Annotated in this window: 19 protein-coding genes; 6 read left to right on the top strand and 13 right to left on the bottom strand. The window is 35.0% G+C overall.

Features of this window, described 5'->3' with window-relative positions; all coding sequences use genetic code 11:
- Positions 1-7 precede the first annotated feature (7 nt).
- Genes mvk through fni form a run of 4 tightly spaced genes read left to right on the top strand, consistent with a single transcriptional unit; the run spans position 8 to position 4059 of the window.
- Positions 8-958, top strand: a complete 951-nt coding sequence (gene mvk, locus FFM65_RS03220) for a mevalonate kinase (protein WP_119317613.1) — start codon at positions 8-10, stop codon at positions 956-958.
- Positions 951-1916: a diphosphomevalonate decarboxylase gene (mvaD, locus tag FFM65_RS03215; RefSeq protein WP_119317614.1), complete on the top strand. Its 966-nt coding sequence runs from the start codon at positions 951-953 to the stop codon at positions 1914-1916. The genes mvk and mvaD overlap by 8 nt, the downstream gene beginning before the upstream one ends.
- Before the next feature lie 24 nt (positions 1917-1940).
- On the top strand, positions 1941-3020 hold the full coding sequence (locus FFM65_RS03210) for a phosphomevalonate kinase (RefSeq protein ID WP_162897899.1): 1080 nt from the start codon (positions 1941-1943) through the stop codon (positions 3018-3020).
- A complete protein-coding gene (fni, locus tag FFM65_RS03205; RefSeq protein ID WP_119317616.1) occupies positions 3013-4059 on the top strand; it encodes a type 2 isopentenyl-diphosphate Delta-isomerase in 1047 nt (348 codons plus the stop codon). Before FFM65_RS03210 ends, fni begins: the two co-directional genes overlap by 8 nt.
- Here fni and FFM65_RS03200 read toward each other — a convergent pair.
- The 3 genes from FFM65_RS03200 to FFM65_RS03190 all read right to left on the bottom strand — a co-directional run bounded on the left by FFM65_RS03200 (position 4056) and on the right by FFM65_RS03190 (position 7243).
- Positions 4056-5408 carry an RsmF rRNA methyltransferase first C-terminal domain-containing protein gene (locus FFM65_RS03200; protein ID WP_119317617.1) on the bottom strand — a complete coding sequence of 451 codons (1353 nt, stop codon included), beginning with the start codon at positions 5406-5408 and terminating at the stop codon, positions 4056-4058. The two genes, fni and FFM65_RS03200, sit on opposite strands and share 4 nt — an antisense overlap.
- A 2-nt stretch (positions 5409-5410) precedes the next feature.
- On the bottom strand, positions 5411-6385 hold the full coding sequence (locus FFM65_RS03195; protein ID WP_119317618.1) for a hypothetical protein: 975 nt from the start codon (positions 6383-6385) through the stop codon (positions 5411-5413).
- Between the two features lie 96 nt (positions 6386-6481).
- Positions 6482-7243, bottom strand: a complete 762-nt coding sequence (locus FFM65_RS03190; protein ID WP_119317619.1) for a hypothetical protein — start codon at positions 7241-7243, stop codon at positions 6482-6484.
- A gap of 197 nt (positions 7244-7440) precedes the next feature.
- Here FFM65_RS03190 and lepB point away from each other — a divergent pair, with 197 nt between their 5' ends.
- Both lepB and FFM65_RS03180 read left to right on the top strand, forming a co-directional pair.
- The gene (gene lepB / locus FFM65_RS03185) at positions 7441-8106 is read left to right on the top strand and encodes a signal peptidase I (protein ID WP_059074712.1); all 666 of its coding nucleotides are present in this window, start codon (positions 7441-7443) and stop codon (positions 8104-8106) included.
- 31 nt (positions 8107-8137) lie between these two features.
- Positions 8138-8323, top strand: coding sequence for an LBP_cg2779 family protein (locus FFM65_RS03180; RefSeq protein ID WP_119317620.1), 186 nt, complete (start codon positions 8138-8140; stop codon positions 8321-8323).
- 128 nt (positions 8324-8451) lie between these two features.
- Here the strand turns inward: FFM65_RS03180 and FFM65_RS03175 are convergent, their stop codons facing one another.
- From FFM65_RS03175 to dnaG, 10 genes are all read right to left on the bottom strand, one after another.
- Complete coding sequence (locus FFM65_RS03175; protein ID WP_119317621.1) at positions 8452-9633, bottom strand: DUF2075 domain-containing protein; 1182 nt, start codon at positions 9631-9633, stop codon at positions 8452-8454.
- Between the two features lie 255 nt (positions 9634-9888).
- The gene (gene thmT, locus FFM65_RS03170; RefSeq protein WP_255311479.1) at positions 9889-10083 is read right to left on the bottom strand and encodes a 2-hydroxymuconate tautomerase; all 195 of its coding nucleotides are present in this window, start codon (positions 10081-10083) and stop codon (positions 9889-9891) included.
- Between the two features lie 69 nt (positions 10084-10152).
- Complete coding sequence (locus FFM65_RS03165; protein WP_371851271.1) at positions 10153-11928, bottom strand: ABC transporter ATP-binding protein; 1776 nt, start codon at positions 11926-11928, stop codon at positions 10153-10155.
- Positions 11921-13648 carry an ABC transporter ATP-binding protein gene (locus tag FFM65_RS03160; protein ID WP_119317770.1) on the bottom strand — a complete coding sequence of 576 codons (1728 nt, stop codon included), beginning with the start codon at positions 13646-13648 and terminating at the stop codon, positions 11921-11923. Before FFM65_RS03160 ends, FFM65_RS03165 begins: the two co-directional genes overlap by 8 nt.
- A 245-nt stretch (positions 13649-13893) precedes the next feature.
- Positions 13894-15138 (bottom strand): peptidase T, encoded by a 1245-nt coding sequence (pepT, locus tag FFM65_RS03155; RefSeq protein ID WP_119317623.1) that lies wholly within the window; start codon positions 15136-15138, stop codon positions 13894-13896.
- Between the two features lie 13 nt (positions 15139-15151).
- A complete protein-coding gene (locus FFM65_RS03150; protein ID WP_119317624.1) occupies positions 15152-15943 on the bottom strand; it encodes a Nif3-like dinuclear metal center hexameric protein in 792 nt (263 codons plus the stop codon).
- Positions 15943-16632: a tRNA (adenine(22)-N(1))-methyltransferase gene (locus FFM65_RS03145; RefSeq protein ID WP_119317625.1), complete on the bottom strand. Its 690-nt coding sequence runs from the start codon at positions 16630-16632 to the stop codon at positions 15943-15945. Before FFM65_RS03145 ends, FFM65_RS03150 begins: the two co-directional genes overlap by 1 nt.
- Positions 16633-16640: 8 nt before the next feature.
- A complete protein-coding gene (locus FFM65_RS03140; protein ID WP_119317626.1) occupies positions 16641-17837 on the bottom strand; it encodes an SAM-dependent methyltransferase in 1197 nt (398 codons plus the stop codon).
- A gap of 173 nt (positions 17838-18010) precedes the next feature.
- A complete protein-coding gene (gene rpoD / locus FFM65_RS03135) occupies positions 18011-19126 on the bottom strand; it encodes an RNA polymerase sigma factor RpoD (protein WP_010019753.1) in 1116 nt (371 codons plus the stop codon).
- A 20-nt stretch (positions 19127-19146) separates the two neighbouring features.
- Entirely contained in the window at positions 19147-20967 is a 1821-nt protein-coding gene (gene dnaG, locus FFM65_RS03130; protein WP_119317627.1) for a DNA primase, read from the bottom strand.
- Between the last annotated feature and the right edge of the window lie 97 nt (positions 20968-21064).

Below are 21064 nucleotides of genomic sequence, written 5' to 3'. Positions count from 1 at the left end.
TGAGCATGTGCTTAAAGGAATAGGAAAAAGTCACGGAAAAACAATAATTATGGGAGAACATGCGGTAGTTTATGGTTACCCCGCATTTGCCATTCCATTATTGAGTACACCGGTGATTGTAAAAATAAAACAAAGTGAGAACAATTCTTTGATCTCCAAGTACTATGCTGGAAAAATCGACCAAATTCCAGACTCTTTAGCTGGAGTTAAATTTTTAATTGGTCTATTAGATGACAAAATGAACACTGATCACATTAATTACACGATCAGTATCGACAGTGGATTGCCCATTGAACGTGGAATGGGTTCATCGGCTGCCATTGCTTGTGCTATTACGAGAGCCTTTTTTGACTTTTTTGATCAAGAACTTGATCACCAGACATTATTAAACTACGTTAACAAGTCAGAAACTGTCACTCATGGTAAAGCTAGCGGTTTAGATGCTTTAACGGTTAGTTCAGAATATCCAATTAAGTTCAGTAAAGACGAAGCTCCAAAGGCTTTTACATTTAATTCAGAAGGTTTCATCGTGATTGCCGATTCAGGTGTCAAAGGCAAAACCAAAGAAACTGTCGCTGACGTCAAAAAAATGTACGATGAAAATACTAAAGTCGTTGGTGCATACTTAAAGCAATTGGGTGACTATGCAGCCGATGCAAATCGATATTTAAATCAAGGCAATTTGAAGCAATTAGGTTTGGTATTTTCTTTAGCCAATGAAATATTAACTAAATTGGATTTGGCAATTCCCAAAACTGACAAATTAATCGATGCAGCAAATCATGCTGGTTCATTAGGCAGTAAAATCACTGGTGGTGGTCGTGGTGGCTGCATTATATGCTTAGCCCGTAATTTAACTAATGCCCAAATGATTCAAAAAGCTCTCGTTAAAAATGGAGCGGAACAAACTTGGATTCAACCACTATCAATTTATGCGGAGGATTCAGAAATTGACTAGAACGGCGCGTGCTTATACAAACATTGCTTTAATTAAATATTGGGGTAAAAAAAACAAACAGCTCAAACTTCCCTGCACAAATAGTTTGTCATTAACTTTAGATAAATTTTATACCGATACGCTTGCTACAACTATCGATAATGATAAAGACATTATTACCTTAAATGACCAATTATTAAATGATTCCGAAAGTAAAAGAATTCGTAATTATTTGGATAATGTCAGACAAATGTACTCGTTTGATGATCATTTTCAAATCAATACCACCAATCATGTGCCGACTTCCGCTGGTTTCGCTTCATCTGCCTCTGGATTTGCTGCTTTAGCCGGTGCTATCAATGAAACTAAACAATTAAATCTTGATAAAAAACAACTTTCAATTTTAGCTAGAAATGGCTCAGGTTCTGCCAGTCGGTCAATTTACGGTGGTTTTGTTGAATGGATCGCTGGTTTTGATAATGAGTCTTCTTTTGCTGTGCCCATTGACGAAACCCCAGACATTGACTTAACCTTACTATCGGTTGTAATTAATCAACACAGTAAAAAAGTTTCTTCGACTGTCGGCATGGAAAATAGTGTAAAAACCTCCCCTTTTTACTCAAATTGGGTTACACTTGTGTCTTCAGAGATAAAAGAAATTAAGCAAGCAATTGCTCAAAAAGATTTACAAAAAATCGGAGAGATTTCCGAACACAATGCAATGAGTATGCATGCTTTGACCTTGTCTGCTAATCCTTCGTTCACTTATTTTGCACCAGACACAATTCGGATATTTCAATTAATTAAGGAAATTCGTCAAAAAGGGATTTTCGCGTATGCTACAATTGATGCTGGTCCAAATGTTAAAATAATATGTACGAAAGAATCAATTCAAAGGGTTCAAACATACATCGAACAACAACTATCAAATGTAACGACTGTCGTTGCCAACATTGGTCACGGAATTGAATACATCTGATATAAATTGAAAGGTATGATATTTTTGTCTACAGGAAAAGCACCTGGAAAACTATATTTAGCTGGGGAGTATGCGGTCGTTGAAACAGGATTTCCCGCAGTTTTGACTTCTGTCAATAAATATGTGACTGTCACCATTAATAAAGCTAAAAATGGTGGAACAATCCAATCAAAAAATCTCAATAAAGAATTGATTCACTGGAATCGTCAAGGAACGGAATTGGTTTTCGATGACTCTGAAAGCCAATTGCAATATATCTTGGCTGCAATCAAATTCGTTGAAAGATATGCTTTAGAGTGCGGAACTAAGTTGAGTTATTATGACTTATTAGTAACTAGTGAGTTAGATTCCGCTGATGGTAAGAAATTCGGCTTAGGATCGTCTGCCGCAGTTACCGTTGCTGTTGTGAAGACTTTAGGTGATTTTTATCACTTGGGCTTATCAGCAATGGATATTTACAAAATCTCTGCTATCTCTCACCTATCGGTTCAGGGAAATGGTAGCTTAGGTGATATTGCTGCTAGTGCTTTTGGTGGCATTGTGGCTTACTATTCACCTGATCGTAACTGGATTTTTAATATGGTAAGAAATCACAGTATCACTGAAATCTTGTCGCTAGATTGGCCCGAATTAAAAATTCAAAGCTTAAATCTTCCAGACAATCTGGAACTAACAGTTGGCTGGACAGGTTCACCTGCTTCAACATCTATTCTAGTTGATCGAATTGCTTTGACTAAAGCTCAAAAAGTTGAGAAATATCAAAATTTCCTTCATGCTAGTCGTCAAAACGTTGAAAAATTGATTGACGGATTTAAGACTAATAATTCTAGTCTTATCAAGGAAACTTTTAGCAAGTATCGCAATTTATTAGCTGATTTAGCTGAATTCAGCGATGTTCACATTGAAACAGAACTCTTAACTAAACTTTGTGATATTGCCGAAAAATTAGGAGGTTCTGCCAAAACTTCCGGTGCCGGTGGTGGCGATTGCGGAATCGTTTTAAGCGACATGAATCTTGATGTAAATGAATTAAAGAAAGAATGGCAACAAGTTGGGATTACCCCACTGACTTTAAAAATTGGAGACACAATTGCTCATGCCTAAACAAGATGCACAAATGCAACGTAAAGTTGAACATCTTTTCTTAGCTGAAAAATTTTTTACAGACGAATCCTTCGCCGACTTCGACAGGGTTCGCCTTCTTCATAATGCCCTACCGGAATTAAAGGTAAACAACATCGACCTAACGACTGACTTCTTAGGTAGGAAAATGTCCTTACCAATTTACTTTAATGCTATCACTGGTGGCTCTAGACCATCCCATAAATTCAATACTGAATTGTCACAATTAGCAGCCAAATTAAACATTCCTGTTTCTAGTGGCTCAATGGGTGTCTACTTGCGTTTGCCAGAAGAAACTAAGGCATCATTTACTACCTTGCGAGAACACAATCCAAATGGCTTTGTGATTGCTAACGTTTCAGCCAAAGTCAATGCCCAACAGGCACAAACTGCAATCGACCTTCTAAAAGCCGATGCATTACAAATTCATCTTAACGCTTTACAAGAGTTAGCCATGCCAGAAGGAGACCAAGAATTTTTCTGGATGGATCACATTAAAGAAATCGTCGATAGCGTAACTGTTCCTGTTATTGTTAAGGAAGTTGGTTTTGGAATATCTCAAGAGAATCTTTCGCAATTATTCAATATCGGCGTTAAAAATGTTGATATTTCAGGTTTTGGTGGCACTGATTTTGCTCAAATTGAAAGTGAACGAAATCATGAATTAGATTTAACTTATTTAGATCGATTCTCGCTTTCAACAGTTGAGTCACTTTTAGAATCAAGAAGCTATCAAAATAATCTGACCATTTTTGCTTCTGGTGGTATCAGAACACCGATGGATGTTATCAAAGCTATCCGTATGGGCGCTAGTAGCGTTGGTATGTCAGGTTTAGTTTTGCATCATCTACAGAAGTATTCTTTGGGCGAAACAGAAATTTTCTTCACTGAATTTGTCAAACAACTCAAATTGATAATGGCCGCTATCGGTGCTAAATCAATTGAGGATATCAAAAAAGCCCCCATCATTTTTGACGGGAACTTAATTAATTATATGAAACAACGTCATATTAACTTTTAACGTCTTAATCCTTTTGGATAGACGTTTTTTATTTGCTGATTACTATAACGTCCCCAACTAAATAGTTTACCTTCGAAAGAAAGACCAATCCATTTGTTGTCAAATTCTGGACGTTGACTCAAAATCACCGATTCACCATGCAAATATTTCTCATATTGTTCTTGATTCAATTCAAAAACCGTTTTTAATTCACTAGGTTTGAGTGCTAACATCCAAGCGATGTCGGGCTCAAATCTATTTTTTTTGAATTCACCAAGTTTTAAACCATTACGTAAAATATGCAATCCTTTGAAACGGTTATCTAGACTAGCTGCTTGATACAAGAAATCATTGATTTTTAACCAGTTATTTTCAGATAAAGTAGTCAAATTAGTTTCAGCAAATTTATTTACGAATTTAAGATCATCTTTTTTCAAACCCGTGTTGATTTGACGTTCTTTTGGCTCTGACTTTTCGCCGTCTTTAACCATCTTGCACATGAAATGACCTTCACCGTTGAATTGGTCAGGAAACATTCGTAAGGCCTTTGTTAATTCAGGATTATTATTACCCCACTCTGGGCGACCATCTTCCATGCCAGTATATTTTTTAACTTCAACTAAATGCATATCAGGATACTTCTTCAAGAACCAATCGATGTTTTGTTCATTTTCTTCTGGAGAAAAAGTACAAGTCGAGTAAACCAATGTACCACCATTGTCCAACAATTTATACGTCGAATCTAAAATATGCTGCTGACGATTGGCACATTGTTCAACATAGTCTAGTGACCAGTATTGAGTAGATTCAGGATCTTTTCTAAACATCCCTTCGCCAGAACATGGAGCATCGACCAAAATTTTATCAAAGAAGTTATTGAATTTCTTTTCAAAATCTTTAGGAGAATTATTAGTTACAACGGTATTAGTAATTCCCATTCTTTCAATGTTAGAGGATAATACCTTAGCTCGCTTAGAATTAATCTCATTGCTGACCAAAAGTCCCTGAGAGGCCATTTTTGAGGCTATATAGGTTGTTTTACTACCAGGAGCCGCACATAAATCTAAAACCTTATCGTCTTTAGTAGGATCAAGAATTTCTGTTACATACATGGCACTAGGTTCTTGACTGTAAACATATCCCGATATATGGTCGATCGAATTACCATTGATATCGCCATAATAACCAATTGAACTGTATTCAATCGGTTTATCCAAGGAGTAGACAACATTTCGATAATTAGCTTTCAATGGATTCAAACGAAAGGCATCTTGACTGTCCTCTTGAATAGCAGAAAATAATTTTTCGGCTCTATCCCCCATTAAATTACGATATTTTTCTTTAAAGTCATTACTTAAATCGACTTTCATTATTACTGATCACTCCGTTTAGTAAAGAATATTTGTGACAAACCTATCAAAATTGTAATCAAGACTGAAACTGTCATGAACAAATTGAATGTATTGTGACTGATGATAACGATTTTCCAATGAACTGCTGTAAATCCAAGAGCATATGGAATCAATGTATAAATCAAATATCTAATCATCAAACCATTTCGATAATTATTTTTTAAATCACCTGTCAAATGAGATCTAGATAGATCAAATTTCAATGGCACTAAAATGTAAAAATCAACTGCCACGATCAAAAAGAATAGTAAGACGATTCCAACCATGTATAATTCACCATTATTTGTAGCATCCACATTAGTAAAATCATCAGTTTGTGGAACATATTTGTGAGTCGATTTAACGTGTAGGGTCTTTTTGATTTTTGCCAAACTCTCCTTGTTGGATAAAGCATTACCGTCAATAACTGTGGTAACTTGATTCAAATGATACTTAGATTTGGGTTGATTAGGAGATAACGAAATCAACGTTTGGGAATTTAGAATATTTGCCCCATCGAAACCAGTATTACCAATTACTGAGATATAGTGATTATCAACTTTGATGTAGGCTTGACTTTGCGGCTTATAAGTCTCAATTTCTGAAGTTTTACCTTGAACTGCAAAGGGAATTTGAGAAGTAAAATCTTCTTTCGAAAAATAACGACCGCTTGTTAAAGGAAGCTTATTAAATTTATTATGACCATAAATATAACCAACATCACTATTGCTTTTTTCAAAGAAAATCATTTGATAACTCGAAGTCTTTTTCTTAGATAACTCAGAAACCGCGGTTATTAAGTTTTTCTTTGATTTAGTTTTCAAGACTAAGGCATCATCGCTCATCCCTAGTCGGTTCATCGTATTGTTGTATTTTATAGAATCGCTCTTAGAAATGGCAACTCCAGTTAAAAGTATTATCAAAAAGATAACAATACTAGAAATTATTTTTTTCATTTGAAACCACCTAAATAATTAATCTTACTGGTATCTTATTTTACACTAAAGAACCAAACAAGGCTGGAACAATTTTGCTCCAACCTTTTATAAGGATTATTTAACTAAATAAACTTGATCATGTACTAAATCATATCTGGAATAGTATTTGTTCAATTCATCAATTCGTGGATCTTCAACCAACTCAGCATTGTCCCAAAACTCTTTACTATTAGTAGCTCCATATTTTTCACCAATGACAAGGAAATTAACATTTAATTCCCGAACCTTTTGTAAAACACGATAATCAATATCTTCTCGATCAGGGCTCCAGGCAAGAAGAACTGTATCAATATTCGTACCATATTTTTCTAAAGCCGCTAAGGCATCCAATGATTCGACTTCAGTGACTTTTTGATTGCCAGTCTGATCATGTTTTGTCCAACTCAAATCATCGGTACAATAAGATTTCATTCCTAGATCACGCAATCCCTTAGAAAGATAACCATTACCAGCCATTAGTTCTAAAAAGACTTGATTAGGAAATAATTCAGGAAATTGTTCTACAAAGTCCTGAGTAATAGTGGCCCAATAGCCAAAACGTGTCTGTAAGTAAGTCCTAAACTCTCCTAAATCGTGGTCGAATTCTTCTAAATGTGCTGACATAGCTTGGTACTCAATTTCGTCTAATTGAATATTATTTTCCATATAAGCCTTGATCTCATCTTCAGATAACTGCAACTGCGGAAAATGATAGCGTGGCAATTTCTTATTTAACAACGCTTGACAGATACGTTCCATAAATTTGATGCGAGCATTAAAAACCATGCCATTTGGTAATTGAGCAGTATCTTGTCTTAGTCCATCTATGTAATTCATATTTTGCCCCCAGAATAATTTGCTACTTAATTGTGACTATATTACTAAAAAATGCGGTAAACTTAAAGTAATTGAGCTGTACTGCCCTTACACTTTATTGCAGATTAAATTAAATTTTATTGACAAAAGCAAGACAATTATTTCCAATAATTTGGAAAAAGTGTAATATCTTAAGTAGTACATGTACGAGGTGAAATATGGCAGAAAATAATAAAAGACGGCAGCCCAAAAAAGATGAAGAGAGCGGTTGGAAATTTTGGTTGCAAACCATCGCATTGACGATTGCTATCTATGCTGTCTTCTTCTTAGGTTTTAAGTTTATCCTCTCAAATGATAGGGTTTCCGGTCCTTCCATGCAGCCGACTTTTGAAAATGGAGATAAAGTAATTGCTACTAGACATTCAAAACTTTCACGTGGAGATGTGATTGTTCTGAAGGCTCCTGATGAAGCTAATACTTTTTATATTAAGAGAATCATTGGTTTACCTGGAGATACAGTCGTTTCTAAGAATAATAAAATTTATATTAATGGTAAACTATATAAAGAGGACTTCCTCGATGCTGGTAAGAAGGTCAAAGAACCAGATACTAGTCTTTATGCAGGCAAGCCTTATAGTTATACCTATAATTTCACATTAAGTTCCTTAGCTAAGAACTCCCCTGAATGGCAACAACGATACAGTAGTTCTTATCTAAATAAAATTAAGAAGACTAATAAAGTTCCAGCGGGCACCTATTTTGTAATGGGAGATCATCGAACTGTTTCTAAGGATAGTCGTATTATCGGATTCATCAATAAAAAGAGCGTTATTGGTGAAGTCAAATGGCGTTATTGGCCCTTAACTAGATGGACAGTCTTTTAAATCAAAATTATATATTATTGGAGGTATTTTTATGGATAAACCAAACATTTCTGAAATGATTATTCAGTACGAAAAAGATAAAGATATGACTGATACACAATTTGCTTTTGAAAGTCATCTATCAGTTGAACGTGTTCACAACTTAAAATCTGGTGAGTATGAGCCTACTACAGACGAACTAAAAACTGTTAAGGAATATATTAAATTACACCAATAAACAATGTTAATATTTATTAATTTGAGCGATTGTCGTATGATGGTCGCTTTTTTGTTTTGTTTTTTTGATGTATGTTTTCGTAAAACATTTATTATTACTGATGAATTATAAAAAAAGCCAATAATTTACTATTGGTTTTTTAAAGTTTCAAAAATTTCAGAATCGTGAAAATAAACAAAACAGCCTTTTATGCCCCGTTTTAACAAAATATTGATAGAATTAAGTATCAATTCACGTTTAATTTGATCAATATTTTTTAAATCACTATCATGTCGATTTTTAAATGCTTCACGATCCTCGTATTTTTTCGCATCTACCTTAATTTTTTTATTGCCAGCATAAGTTACCGTTGGTCCTATAATAACGGCCACATACTGCAAGTCAAAGCCTTGTACGGTATACATTGAACCGATCTCATTGATTGTTTCTGGCTTTTGAGCCCAAGTCGTTTGATCGTAGTTATATTGATCCCAGGGCAAGTGGAACTTCCCTTCGTTGACAAAATGCTTTTTACCATCCAAAGTCGATGGATAGTCAGCCGTAGCAACGATCCGGCACTCTCCTAACTCATTATTTTTCTTCTTTAGTTCTTGATACATTTTTTGAGCATCATCATAAACACGAAAATCATACTCAGTATTCATAGTCAAATAATCATCGTGATTTTTCAGAGGTAATAATTTATTATTGATTGTTAAATTATCGATCCAATTGACTACCCTTTCCGGTGCTTGCATTCGCATTTGTGTTTTCAAAGTAGCGCTCGCAAATTGTACTTTTTGTTCAGATACAATGCGATCTAATAATGACTGCGACCAATAACTCTTTAATTTCAAAACTTGCCGTTGGTCGTAAACTAAGATTACGATCTTACTTAATTTGATGATTTCTTCCAATTGATTTTTTTGGTGGAAATTATTGTAGTTATCACTTTCACTCAATAACAAATGTGCTTCGTCAATTATGACTATATCAGCTGTTTGCTGCTTTTTATGCATCGTATTGATAAAACTGGTTGGTCGCAAAAAACGATTCTTTCGCAATTCTTTAAACTGCCCAGCGTTTGCCTGATAGACCTTTAATAATTCAGGATGATTTACCAAAAAGTAATTATTAGTTTGATGTCTTTTTTCCATCTCTAAAAATAATTTCGTTAAAATAACACTCTTGCCAGTACCAGCATCTCCATTTAACTGAAATACACCCTTTTTACCGCTTTGTAAGTTATTTTGACTGAATTCCATAATTTGATTGAAAACAGCCTGTTGTTCTTGAGTTAATTCTTTGTTGGGAAAAACAGATTCTAACATGATTCACCTTCCATTAATGACTCATTCATTGTCAACTAGTCAAAAAAGCGTGTCAAGGTTACATAAGATAAATTAAAATAAGTTGTGTGCAATACGTTATTAACTAAAAAATAACATCTATTCAGATTGCGATAATCTAAATAGATGCTATTAGTTTGTTGATATTAAAAATAGAATCACTATCTAGTCCGGAATAGCGAAGAAAATTGGCTTAGCTGTAAAATTTCTCTTAGCAATAAATTGAGAGTATCAAGCTTATTTTTCGTCGCTCTTCAAAACACCACCAACTGCGTAATGTTCTTTTTCCATTTCATTCAAGACAACATGAACGTGTTCAGCTGGAGCACCTGTGTTCTTAACAATAGCAGCTGTAACATCTTTAACCATTCCTCTTAATTGTTCTTCTGAACGGCCTGCAATCAAATCAATATGTACTAATGGCATAGTTATTTTCTCCCTTATTAAAAAGTAGTTAAATTATCTCACAATCAAAAACATTTGAAAATACTGATTATTAGATTAATCAAATTGACTATTATACATTTGCGCATAAAATCCTTGTTTGGCTAATAATTCTTGATGCGTACCTCTTTCAATTATTTGACCATGATCAATTACCAAAATTTTATCTGCATTTTTAATCGTTGACAGACGATGGGCAATCACAAAACTAGTTTTATCTTTCATCAAAGTAGTCATAGCATTTTGAACATCTACTTCGGTTTGACTATCAATCGAGGCCGTTGCTTCATCCAAAACTAAGACCGGAGACTTGGCAATAAAGGCTCTAGCAATACTCAGAAGTTGACGCTGGCCTTGTGATAATTGACTAGCATTTTCACTCAAAATTGTTTCATATCCATTAGGCAGTTGTTCAATAAATTTGTCAGCGTTAGCAGCCTTTGCCGCACTTATGACCTCTTCATCACTAGCATTTGGTCTACCTAAACGGATGTTTTCACGAATGCTTAAATTGAATAGAAATGATTCTTGTTGAACGACTGTTACTAAATGACGCAGATCATGTCGTCTAATCTTGGTCACATCATGCCCATCCAAAAGAATTCGTCCTTTTTGTAAAGGGTACAGATTGGTCAATAAGTTCATTATAGTCGTTTTCCCGGCTCCCGTTGGTCCAACTAAAGCAATCACTTTTCCAGGATCGGCAACTATATTAATATCTTTCAAAATCAATTTTTTATCATAGGCAAAATAAACGTCCTCAAATTCTACATGTCCTATAGCGCTAGGCAAACCGATAGAATCTTGACTATCTTTTTCTGGCTCTTCATCAATCAACTGAAAAACACGTTGCGCACTTGCTAAAGAAAGCTGTAATGTATTGATCAAATTTAAAACATTATTTATAGGACCAGTAAAGTTACGTAAATAAATTAGGAAGGTAAAGATAATTCCTACGGTAATATTACCAAAACCACCAATAATTGAAATTGCACCAACGGCTGTAATCAATAGATAGGCAATGTTATTAGTCATGTTATTAAATGGACCAATAATTGAAGATAATGCTTGAGCCTTAAATGCTGCTCTAGTATATTGAGAATTTACTTGATCAAACTCATTCAAAGTAATGCTTGTATGATTAAACAGCTGAACTAATTGCTTACCGGAAACAGTTTCTTCAATTTGAGTATTTAACTTTCCCAATGACTCTTGCTGAGTTAAAAAAGCTTTCTGAGTTAGTTTCGCAATACCTTTAGAAAACAAATACGTCGCAACTGTACTAAGAATAGCAATCAACGTAAGTATCGGTGACAAAATCAACATTGCTAATCCCATGCCGATTACACTGATTATCCCCGTAAATAATTGGACAAAGCTTTGCATCAAAGCAGTATTGATATTATCTACATCATTAGTCAAGCGACTCATAATATCTCCATTATCGTGAGTATCAAAATATTTCATAGGCAGCCGTTGTAAATTGCCAAAAACATCTTGTCTTATTTGATTACTCGTTGCTTGAGCCACTTTTATAATGATTGAATTTTGAAAATACGTAAAAATACTAGAAACAAAGTAAATAATCGCTAGGAAAATACATACTGTAATCAGTGCTCGTAAACGATTTTTATCAATATATTGGTCAACGATAATCCCATTCATTCGATTACCAACAATCGTAACTGATGTTGTTATTATTGTTAATCCAAATACTAGTAATAGCTTCCAACGATAATTCGACAAGTAATTCCACATTCTTTTAATAGTTGCTTGCCAATTGTCTAAGTTAACCTTTTGTGGATGAATATTTCTCGGAGCCCTTTTATGCATGTCCAAAATCAACATCTCCCATCTGTGTTTGAACTAATTGACGATAAAATTGGGATTGCTGCAGCAACTGTTGATGCGTTCCCAGAGCTGTTATTTGTCCATCTTGTAAAACTAAGATTTTATCACAATCCATAATATTAGTTACTCGTTGAGAAACTATTAATGTAGTTTTATTTTGGCGTAATTTCTCTAATCTTTGCTTGATTAAAGCATTCGTTGTTTGATCGACTGCACTAGTAGCATCATCCAATACTAAAATGTCAGATTGCATTACCAAAGCACGAGCGATGTTCAATCTTTGGCGTTGACCACCCGAGAAATTTTTTCCAGCTTGTTCAACTGAAGCTTGATATTTGTCGGGTAATTGTTCAATAAACTCACTACTCATTGATGTTTGGCTAGCTTGTTTTAAGGCAGCTTTAGAAGCATCGGACTTTCCATAAGTTAAATTACCTAAAATATTTCCCGAAAAAAGCAAGGAATCTTGAAGAGCTACGGCAATTTTTCGATGCAAATCATTTAGTGACAATTTTTTAATATCTACTCCACCAACCTTAATTTGACCTCGATAATCATCGTATTTTCGAGTCAAAAGATTAATTAGTGAACTCTTTCCAGAACCAGTTTCTCCAATAATCCCTAACCATTGTCCATCTCCGATTTTAAAATTAATTTCATTCAAAATTGGTTTACTATTATTAAAACCAAAACTCACATTCTTAAATTCAATATCACTATTCGAAGGCATTTTTTCTGCATGCATAACTACTCGTTCATTAGTTTCAAGATTCAAAATATCTTGAACTCTACTCGAACTAGTGATTGCTCGTGAAAAGGCTGTAATAATATTAACTGTTTGAATCATAGCTGTTGTGATTTGAATCATGTAGTTTACAAAAGCAATAATCTGACCGTCACTGATCGTATTACTGATTGCTAAACTACCACCGTAGCCAATAGCGACAATAACACCAATATTTAGCATCAATTGAATGACCGGCGATAATATAACAGTGGCTAATGAAGCTAATTGACTATTTTGCTGCAATTTTTTATTCTGTTCAGTAAATTGTTGTAACTGATGATTTTCTAAAACATAGGCTTTGATTGTCTTAGCACCTTGAAGATTTTCTCGCATCACTCGATTGACAGCATCAACTGATTGCTGCATCCGGGTATATTTGGGAATACTTCTACGAACAACAATTATTAAAAAAATAATCAAAAAAGGCATTATTATTCCCAGTATTGGAGCCAAATCAGGACAAATGATGATTGACATAACAATTCCGCCAAACAGTAACATAGGAGAACGTACCAACCCTCTTGTTACCATCATGACTAAATTTTGCATTTGCGTAACATCATTAGTAATTCTAGTTATCAAAGTAGCTGGTGATAAACTCTTTGGTTGAAGGTCGTTTAACGCTACGTCTAAAAGATGGCTTCTTAACGACTCTCCCATCTTTAAAGAAGCAAAACTTCCTAAAGCACCACAACTGCCACCAAAAATTAATCCTAGGACTGCAAACATAGTCATTAATAATGCATTATGGATTACATATCCCAAATCACCTTTAGCTAAACCTTGGTCAATAATTTTAGACATCAAGGTCGGCTGCTGTAAATCACAAAAAACCTCTCCTAACATGATCAAGGGAGCAAAAAAGAAACTTAACCTTGCCTTACCTTGAATATGTTGCATTACAATTCGAAACAAATTTTCACTTCCCATAAAAAAAGCGTCACGAACTCCTATGACCTAGTGAGGACTAAGGAATCCGTGACGCTATAAAAATGTCTGCTTTAATCTTATTACAGTCTGCTTTTGTAATCAAGAATTGAGATTATGTTTTCGTAAAACATTTATTATCATTGATTTTGAATGTACAAAAATAGCATCTATTCAGAGTCTCCGTTTCGGAAAACTTCTATATAGATGCTATTATTTACTTTTTTATAAAATTATTTAGTTTGTTCATTATTTAATTTGATAATTTCGAGAATTACATCGCAAGCTTTTTCCATGGACTCTTCAGCCACATATTCAAAACGTCCGTGCATATTCTCTCCACCAGCAAAGAGATTAGGAGTTGGCAATCCCATAAATGAAATGGTTGAACCATCTGTACCACCACGTACTGGAGCTTCATCAGGTTCGATACCAAGATTCTTCATAGCTTGCTCAGCAATGTGAACAACCTCCATATGATCCTTCATAACTTCATACATGTTGTAGTATTGATCGACCATATCGATTTTTACCGTATCAGCACCGTATTTATCATTTAATTCTTTAACGATTTCGGTAACTTTGTTCTTACGGCTCTCCAAACCATCACGTTCAAAGTCACGAATGATATAAGACATATCGGTGTGATCAATCGTCCCTTGTTCATCACAGAGCAAGTAGAATCCTTCACGACCTTCTGTCTTTTCTGGAACTTCATCAGCTGGCAACATGCTTTGGAATTCACTAGCAATCAACATTGAGTTGACCATGATTCCCTTGGCACCAGATGGGTGAACATCTTTACCAGTGATGTGAACTTTTAGACTAGCAGCTGAGAATGTTTCAAATTCAAGTTGTCCAACTGGACCACCATCAACTGTGTAAGCAAAGTCAGCTCCAAAATCTTTGACATCGAACTTCTTAGCACCAGTACCGATTTCTTCATCAGGTCCTAGTCCAATCTTGATCTTACCATGCTTAATTTCTGGATGATTAATCAAATATTCCATTGTTGTGATGATTTCAGCAACACCAGATTTATCATCTGAACCCAATAAAGTGTCACCACTAGTAGTAATCAATGTTTGACCATTGTATTTCTTCAATGATGGAAAAACTGCAGGATCAAGCGTGTATTTGCCAGCCTCATCTAGCTTAATAACACTTCCATCATAATTTTCGACGATTTTTGGTTTGATATTTTCTGAATTAAAGTCAGCAGTATCAACGTGAGAAATCAATCCCAAAACTGGAACATCTTTATCAAGATTTGAAGGCAATTCCGCTGTCAAATATGAGTCAACTTTTCGAATTTTAACATCCTTCATTCCGATTTCCATTAATTCTTCAGCTAATTTCTTCAAGAATTCTGTTTGTCTTTCAGTTGAAGGAACAGTGTCTGAATATTCGTCAGAACGAGTATTTTGCTTTACATATTCCAAAAAACGAGGAATCAATTTTTCATACTTTATTGCCATTTTTATACGCTCCCTATAAAAAATTATATGGTTCTGTATCTACATTTGATTGTACTATATCCAAATCAATTTTATTAGACCTTTTCCAATCATTTAAAATATTAGCCATTTTTTTTATAAAGATTGCTTCAATATGATGTCCTGGATCAATTACATTCAAGCCATTAGCCATCATATCGTGGGCTGTATGATAATAAACATCCCCAGTAATAAAGGTATCAGCACCGGCTTTTAAAACCTCTGGATAGAATTTTCCAGCATCGCCACCGATAACAGCAACTTTTTGAACCGGTTGTCCTAAATCTGATTTCACATAACGTAAATTTGAAACATTGAAATCATCACGAACTTTCTTAGCAAAATCAATTAAAGCCATAGGCTCTTTTAATTCTCCCATACGACCGATCGAATAATCATCATCTTCATCTAGAAAACGAACATTTTCTAAGCCTAACTCTTCCATTAGCCAATCATTCATACCATTATGTGCTTTATCCAAGTTAGTATGACTAGCATAGACCGAAATGTTATTAGCTAATAAATCACGATACATTTTATTTTGTGGTGAAGCCAAGTCTAAATTATGAGCAGCGTGGAACATTACCGGGTGGTGAGCCACAATCAAATCAATCTTTTTATCGATTGCTTCTTGAACTACATTAGGGCGAACATCCAAAGTTGTCATAACTCGGTGAATCTCTTGATTCCTGTCACCTAGTTGAAAACCAGTAGGATCACCCTCCATCTTAATTGATAATGGAGCAATTTCTTCAATTTTTTCGATAACATCTTGAACTTTAACCATTATAGTATCTCCTCAATATATTTAATATCTTGGTTCATTGCCGCAATCTTTTCTTGATCGATGACTTTGGCATTGTGCATATTGGCTACTGCTTTTTTAAAATTGTTCAATTTATGTTCCCATTTAGCAATAAACGTTGGGGTTTTCTTTTGCATTAATATCGGCCCCATTAAATATTGGGCTTGGGTTAAACTAACCGGTTCATTCACTTTCTGAGCTTTAATAATTTCGTAAACATGATGTTCTTCAGCAATGATGCTTTCATCAACGATTTTGAAATTATTATCAACCAACCAGTGACGTACGAGTGGTTCACCAATATTGGGTTGCAAAACTAGGGTTTTTACATTGGATAATTGTTCTTGTGTGGCACGAGTTAAAATATCTTTGATCAAAATTCCGCCCATACCAGCAATTACTACGGTATCAATTTTGTCATTTTCGTTAATGACAGCTAACCCGTCACCCAAACGAACATCGATTTTTTCACTCAAGCCAAATTTGTCAACATCTTCTTTAGAACGAGACATTGGTCCTTTGGCAACTTCACCAGCAATCGCAAAACTAGCAATGTTAGTTTCAATCAATTCAACTGGTAAATATGCGTGATCAGAGCCGATATCGGCTACTCTAGTATTTTTATCAACCATTTGGTAAACGGCTTGTAATCTCTTTGAAAGTAAAGTCACTTTAACCTCTATTCTGCAGTCTTTTTATCTAAGTCTGTCATGTATTCACGTGTCATTGGCATAGCAGTTCCACTTGGACCATTTGTCAACAAGTATTGGATAACATCAATATTACCACTTTCAAATGAAGCGGCACAGGCTTGAAGATACAAGTCCCACATACGAACGAATCTTTCACCGTACATTTCGTTAACTTGATCTTTGACCTTATTAAAATTACGATCCCAAATTTCAACTGTCTTTTGATAGTGTCGACGTAACGGCTCTAAGTCATCGATTTGAAGTCCAGCATCCAAAATGTGACCAACATTTTCCTTAACATCAGGAATGTAGCCACCTGGGAAGATATATTTAACTAACCAAGCATCGACACCAACACCATAATGTTGACCAGTAATACCGTGAATCAAGGCATTCCCATTTGGTTTTAAGTTCTTCTTAACAGTTTCAAAATAACCAGGTAGATTATCCTTACCAACGTGTTCGAACATACCAACGGAAACCACATGATCAAATTTTTCAGTAACTTCACGATAGTCTTCTAACATTACTTCCATTTGATCAGAAAGATTTTCATCTTGAATCTTTTGGTTCACGTAATCATATTGTTCCTGACTAAGAGTAACACCTTTAGCCTTCAACCCATATTCTTTAGCAGCGGTAAACATCATTGTTCCCCAACCGCAACCAATATCAAGAATCGTTTCACCAGGCTTAGTGTTTAGCTTATTCAAGATGTGATGAACTTTATTCATTTGAGCTTGTTCCAAAGTATCTTCTGGTGTTCTGAAATAAGCAGCAGAATAAGTCATAGTCTTATCCAACCATAACTTGTAAAAATCATTACCAATATCGTAATGTTCTTGGATCTCTTTTTTATTTCCTTCTTCAGAGTGATTGAACTTAGGAATATATTTCTTTAATTTCAAACTAGACATAAAACTATCTGATTGAGTATAAGCAGAAGTGATCAATTTTTGAATTGAACCTTCGATCTCAATCTTCTTATCCATGTAGGCTTCACCAAGAGTCAAAGTAGCATGTTTGACAACCTCAGAAATTGGAACCTTGTCATTAAACTTAACCGTTATATCAGACTTGCCCTCTGGTCCATAATTCTTTTCTTTTCCGTCCCAGTAAATCACCTTAATGGGAATAGTAAATGAACGGGAAAATATCTCATCGTAAATCTTTTTATCTAACATAACTTCCTCCAAAACAATAGATAATATAATTGTAAATCAAATCATGAAAAAATATAAAGGAAAAGTACTGATTTTCAGAAACATAATTATAAAAACGTCTTTTTTTATCTAGCATGATATTGAAAAAGACAAGTGAAACATAAAAAAGACCACCATAAGGTGATCCAATTTAATTATTCTAGAAAATCCTTCAATTGTTTTGATCTTGATGGGTGACGTAATTTTCTCAAAGCTTTGGCTTCAATTTGACGAATTCTTTCACGAGTAACGCCAAATACCTTACCTACTTCTTCAAGTGTTCTTGTACGTCCATCGTCCAATCCGAAACGCAAACGTAAAACATTTTCTTCACGATCTGTCAAAGTATCCAAAACATTTTCTAGTTGTTCCTTCAACAATTCGTATGAAGCATGATCTTCTGGACTAGTTGCATCAGAATCTTCGATGAAGTCACCAAGATGTGAGTCATCCTCTTCACCAATAGGTGTTTCCAAAGAAACTGGTTCTTGAGCAATTTTTAGAATATCACGAACTTTACCAGTTGGCATGTCCATTTCAGCACCAATTTCTTCAGGAAGTGGTTCACGACCTAGGTCTTGAAGCAATTGACGTTGAATTCTGATCAATTTGTTGATAGTTTCAACCATGTGAACTGGAATACGAATAGTTCTAGCTTGGTCAGCGATAGCACGCGTAATAGCCTGTCTGATCCACCAAGTTGCATAAGTCGAGAACTTGAATCCTAGACGATAATCAAACTTCTCAACGGCCTTCATTAGACCCATGTTACCTTCTTGAATCAAGTCAAGGAATTGCATTCCACGTCCAACGTATCTCTTGGCAATAGAAACAACCAAACGCAAGTTAGCTTCAGCTAGTTTTTGCTTAGCCACTTCATCACCTTGTTCAATCTTCAAAGCAAGATCTACTTCTTGTTGAGCATTAAGCAATGGAACACGACCGATTTCCTTTAAGTACATACGAACAGGGTCGTTTACTTTGATATCAGTTGGTGCGGTAGTATCGTTTTTCTTAGTCTTTTTCTCTTCTTTCTTTTCTTTTAGAAGAGCTAATTTACTAGGATTACCTTTATCATCAACAACACCGATACCGACATCTTCAAGTTCACTAACGAAGTTAGTCAAAGCATCACCCTTTAATTTGTAAGGTTTGATGATTTTTTCTTGAAGGTCATCTTCAGTGATCTTACCAGTCTTCTTAAGATCCTTGATAAGTTTCTTAGTTGCTGCTTTTAATTCTTTTGATACTGCTGGTTTCTTAGTTGCCATATATTATTCCTCCAGTATGCTTAATTGCTAAGGATTCTTCTTACTTTAATCAATTGCTGCGTTAACTCTAACTGCAATTGATTGTCACCGACCATCGCCGCCTTTTTGAGTTGCTGATTGATGTCACTTAATTGCGACTCCAATCCAGAATTCTTGATATTGTTCATATAATCATCAATTTCTTGATCATTATATTCAACTGGCATATTCATCATTTCAAGTTCTGCTAACAAATTTTTATCGTCATTATCTAAAACATTCATAAAATCAGAGATATTGATCTCTTCTGCTGCATCATTTTGTTCAGCATACGACAACAATGAGTCAAAAATTCGTTGGTAATTTTGGTGAACAAACTTGAAACCATCACCCTTTAAATTAATTCTGATCTCGGGGAAATTGATTGCCCAATACAACAAATACCGCTCAGATTTCTCTAGACGATCATATTTGGGTCTAACACTCGAGGTGACTTTTTCCAAAGCATGTTGTTGAACGTCTTTATAATTATTGGCTGGTTTTTGAATTGAAATTTGACGCCGTAATGTATCTAATTCCTTATTGATAGCGTCTTTTGAGACATTCATCTCATCAGCAACCCTGCCAACATACATATCAACTTCAACAGGCGATTGTAATTTTACGATCTCTTTTAACGACTGATTCAAAAATTCCAACTGATCATGTTCGTTATTGAGATTATAGTTACGTTTGAAGTAATTCAAAATGAAGGAAATTGGCGTTTGAACACTATTAGCTAAATTTTGAAACTTCTCAGAACCCTCACTCTTAATGAACTCATCAGGATCCTTTTTATCCGGAATGCTGATAACTCCATAAGTGAAACGTTCATCAGTCAGTTGAGTCAAAGCCCGATAAGTAGCTTCAACTCCAGGATCATCGCCATCGTAACAAATATTGATTTGATTAGTCAGACGACTTAAAACGTATAACTGTTGATCTGTCAAACTAGTACCCATCGAAGCCACACCATTAGTGACACCGGCTTTGTACGCACTAATAACATCCATAAAACCTTCAAACAGAATCACATTGCCTTTTTCACGGATTTCTTTTTTGGCATTGTTCAAATTGAACAGAGTCTTACCTTTGTTAAAAATCTCCGTTTCAGGACTATTAAGATACTTAGCTGTTGAAGCTTCCTTATCTAAAATACGTCCTGAGAAAGCAATGATATTGCCAGACTCGTCAGTAATTGGAATCATTACTCGATCCCGAAAACGGTCAAACAACTCCCCTTCTTGATTTTGTGCAAACAATCCCGATTTCCTCAAAATATCTTCACTGATATCTCGATCTTTGAAAAACTGTAACAAAAGATTGTTATTATTTGGTGCGTAGCCGATACCAAAAGTTTGAATTAAGTCATCATCCAGTTGACGATTTCTTAAATACTTCAAAGAATTGGTGCCATTCTCTGTTTTCAATAAAATGTGACTATATAGCTTAGCTGCATCAGCATACATTTTCAAAAGAGTTTGGCTATCAGAATTTTGGTATTGATTGTTCTTAGCTTCGTATTGGTCAGGGACAGGAATATTACCCATTTGGGCAACTTCAATTACGGCTTCTGGAAAAGATTTGTTTTCCATCTCCATAATGAATTTGAAAACATTACCCCCACGACCACAACTAAAGCAGTGAAAAATTTGCTTGTCCTCTGCAACTGAAAACGAAGGAGTTCGTTCTTCATGAAACGGGCAAAGTCCAAACAAATTCTTACCTGACTTTTTTAATTGTACGTACTTACTAATAACATCGACGATATTAGTTTTCGAGGTAACTTCATCAATGAATTCCTGAGGAATCCGTGTTGCCATGGCCGTCACCTCCTGCTTAATAGATGTTAAAATCGTTCACGATCTTAACCACCAGCGACTAGTAAATAAAAAAGTGCTCCCACAAAAAGTGCAAACT

Source organism: Companilactobacillus formosensis (assembly GCF_005405305.1).
Taxonomy (GTDB): Bacteria; Bacillota; Bacilli; order Lactobacillales; family Lactobacillaceae; genus Companilactobacillus; species Companilactobacillus formosensis.
The sequence above is the reverse complement of the archived record's forward strand: the minus strand, read 5'-3'. Positions and strand labels throughout refer to the sequence as shown.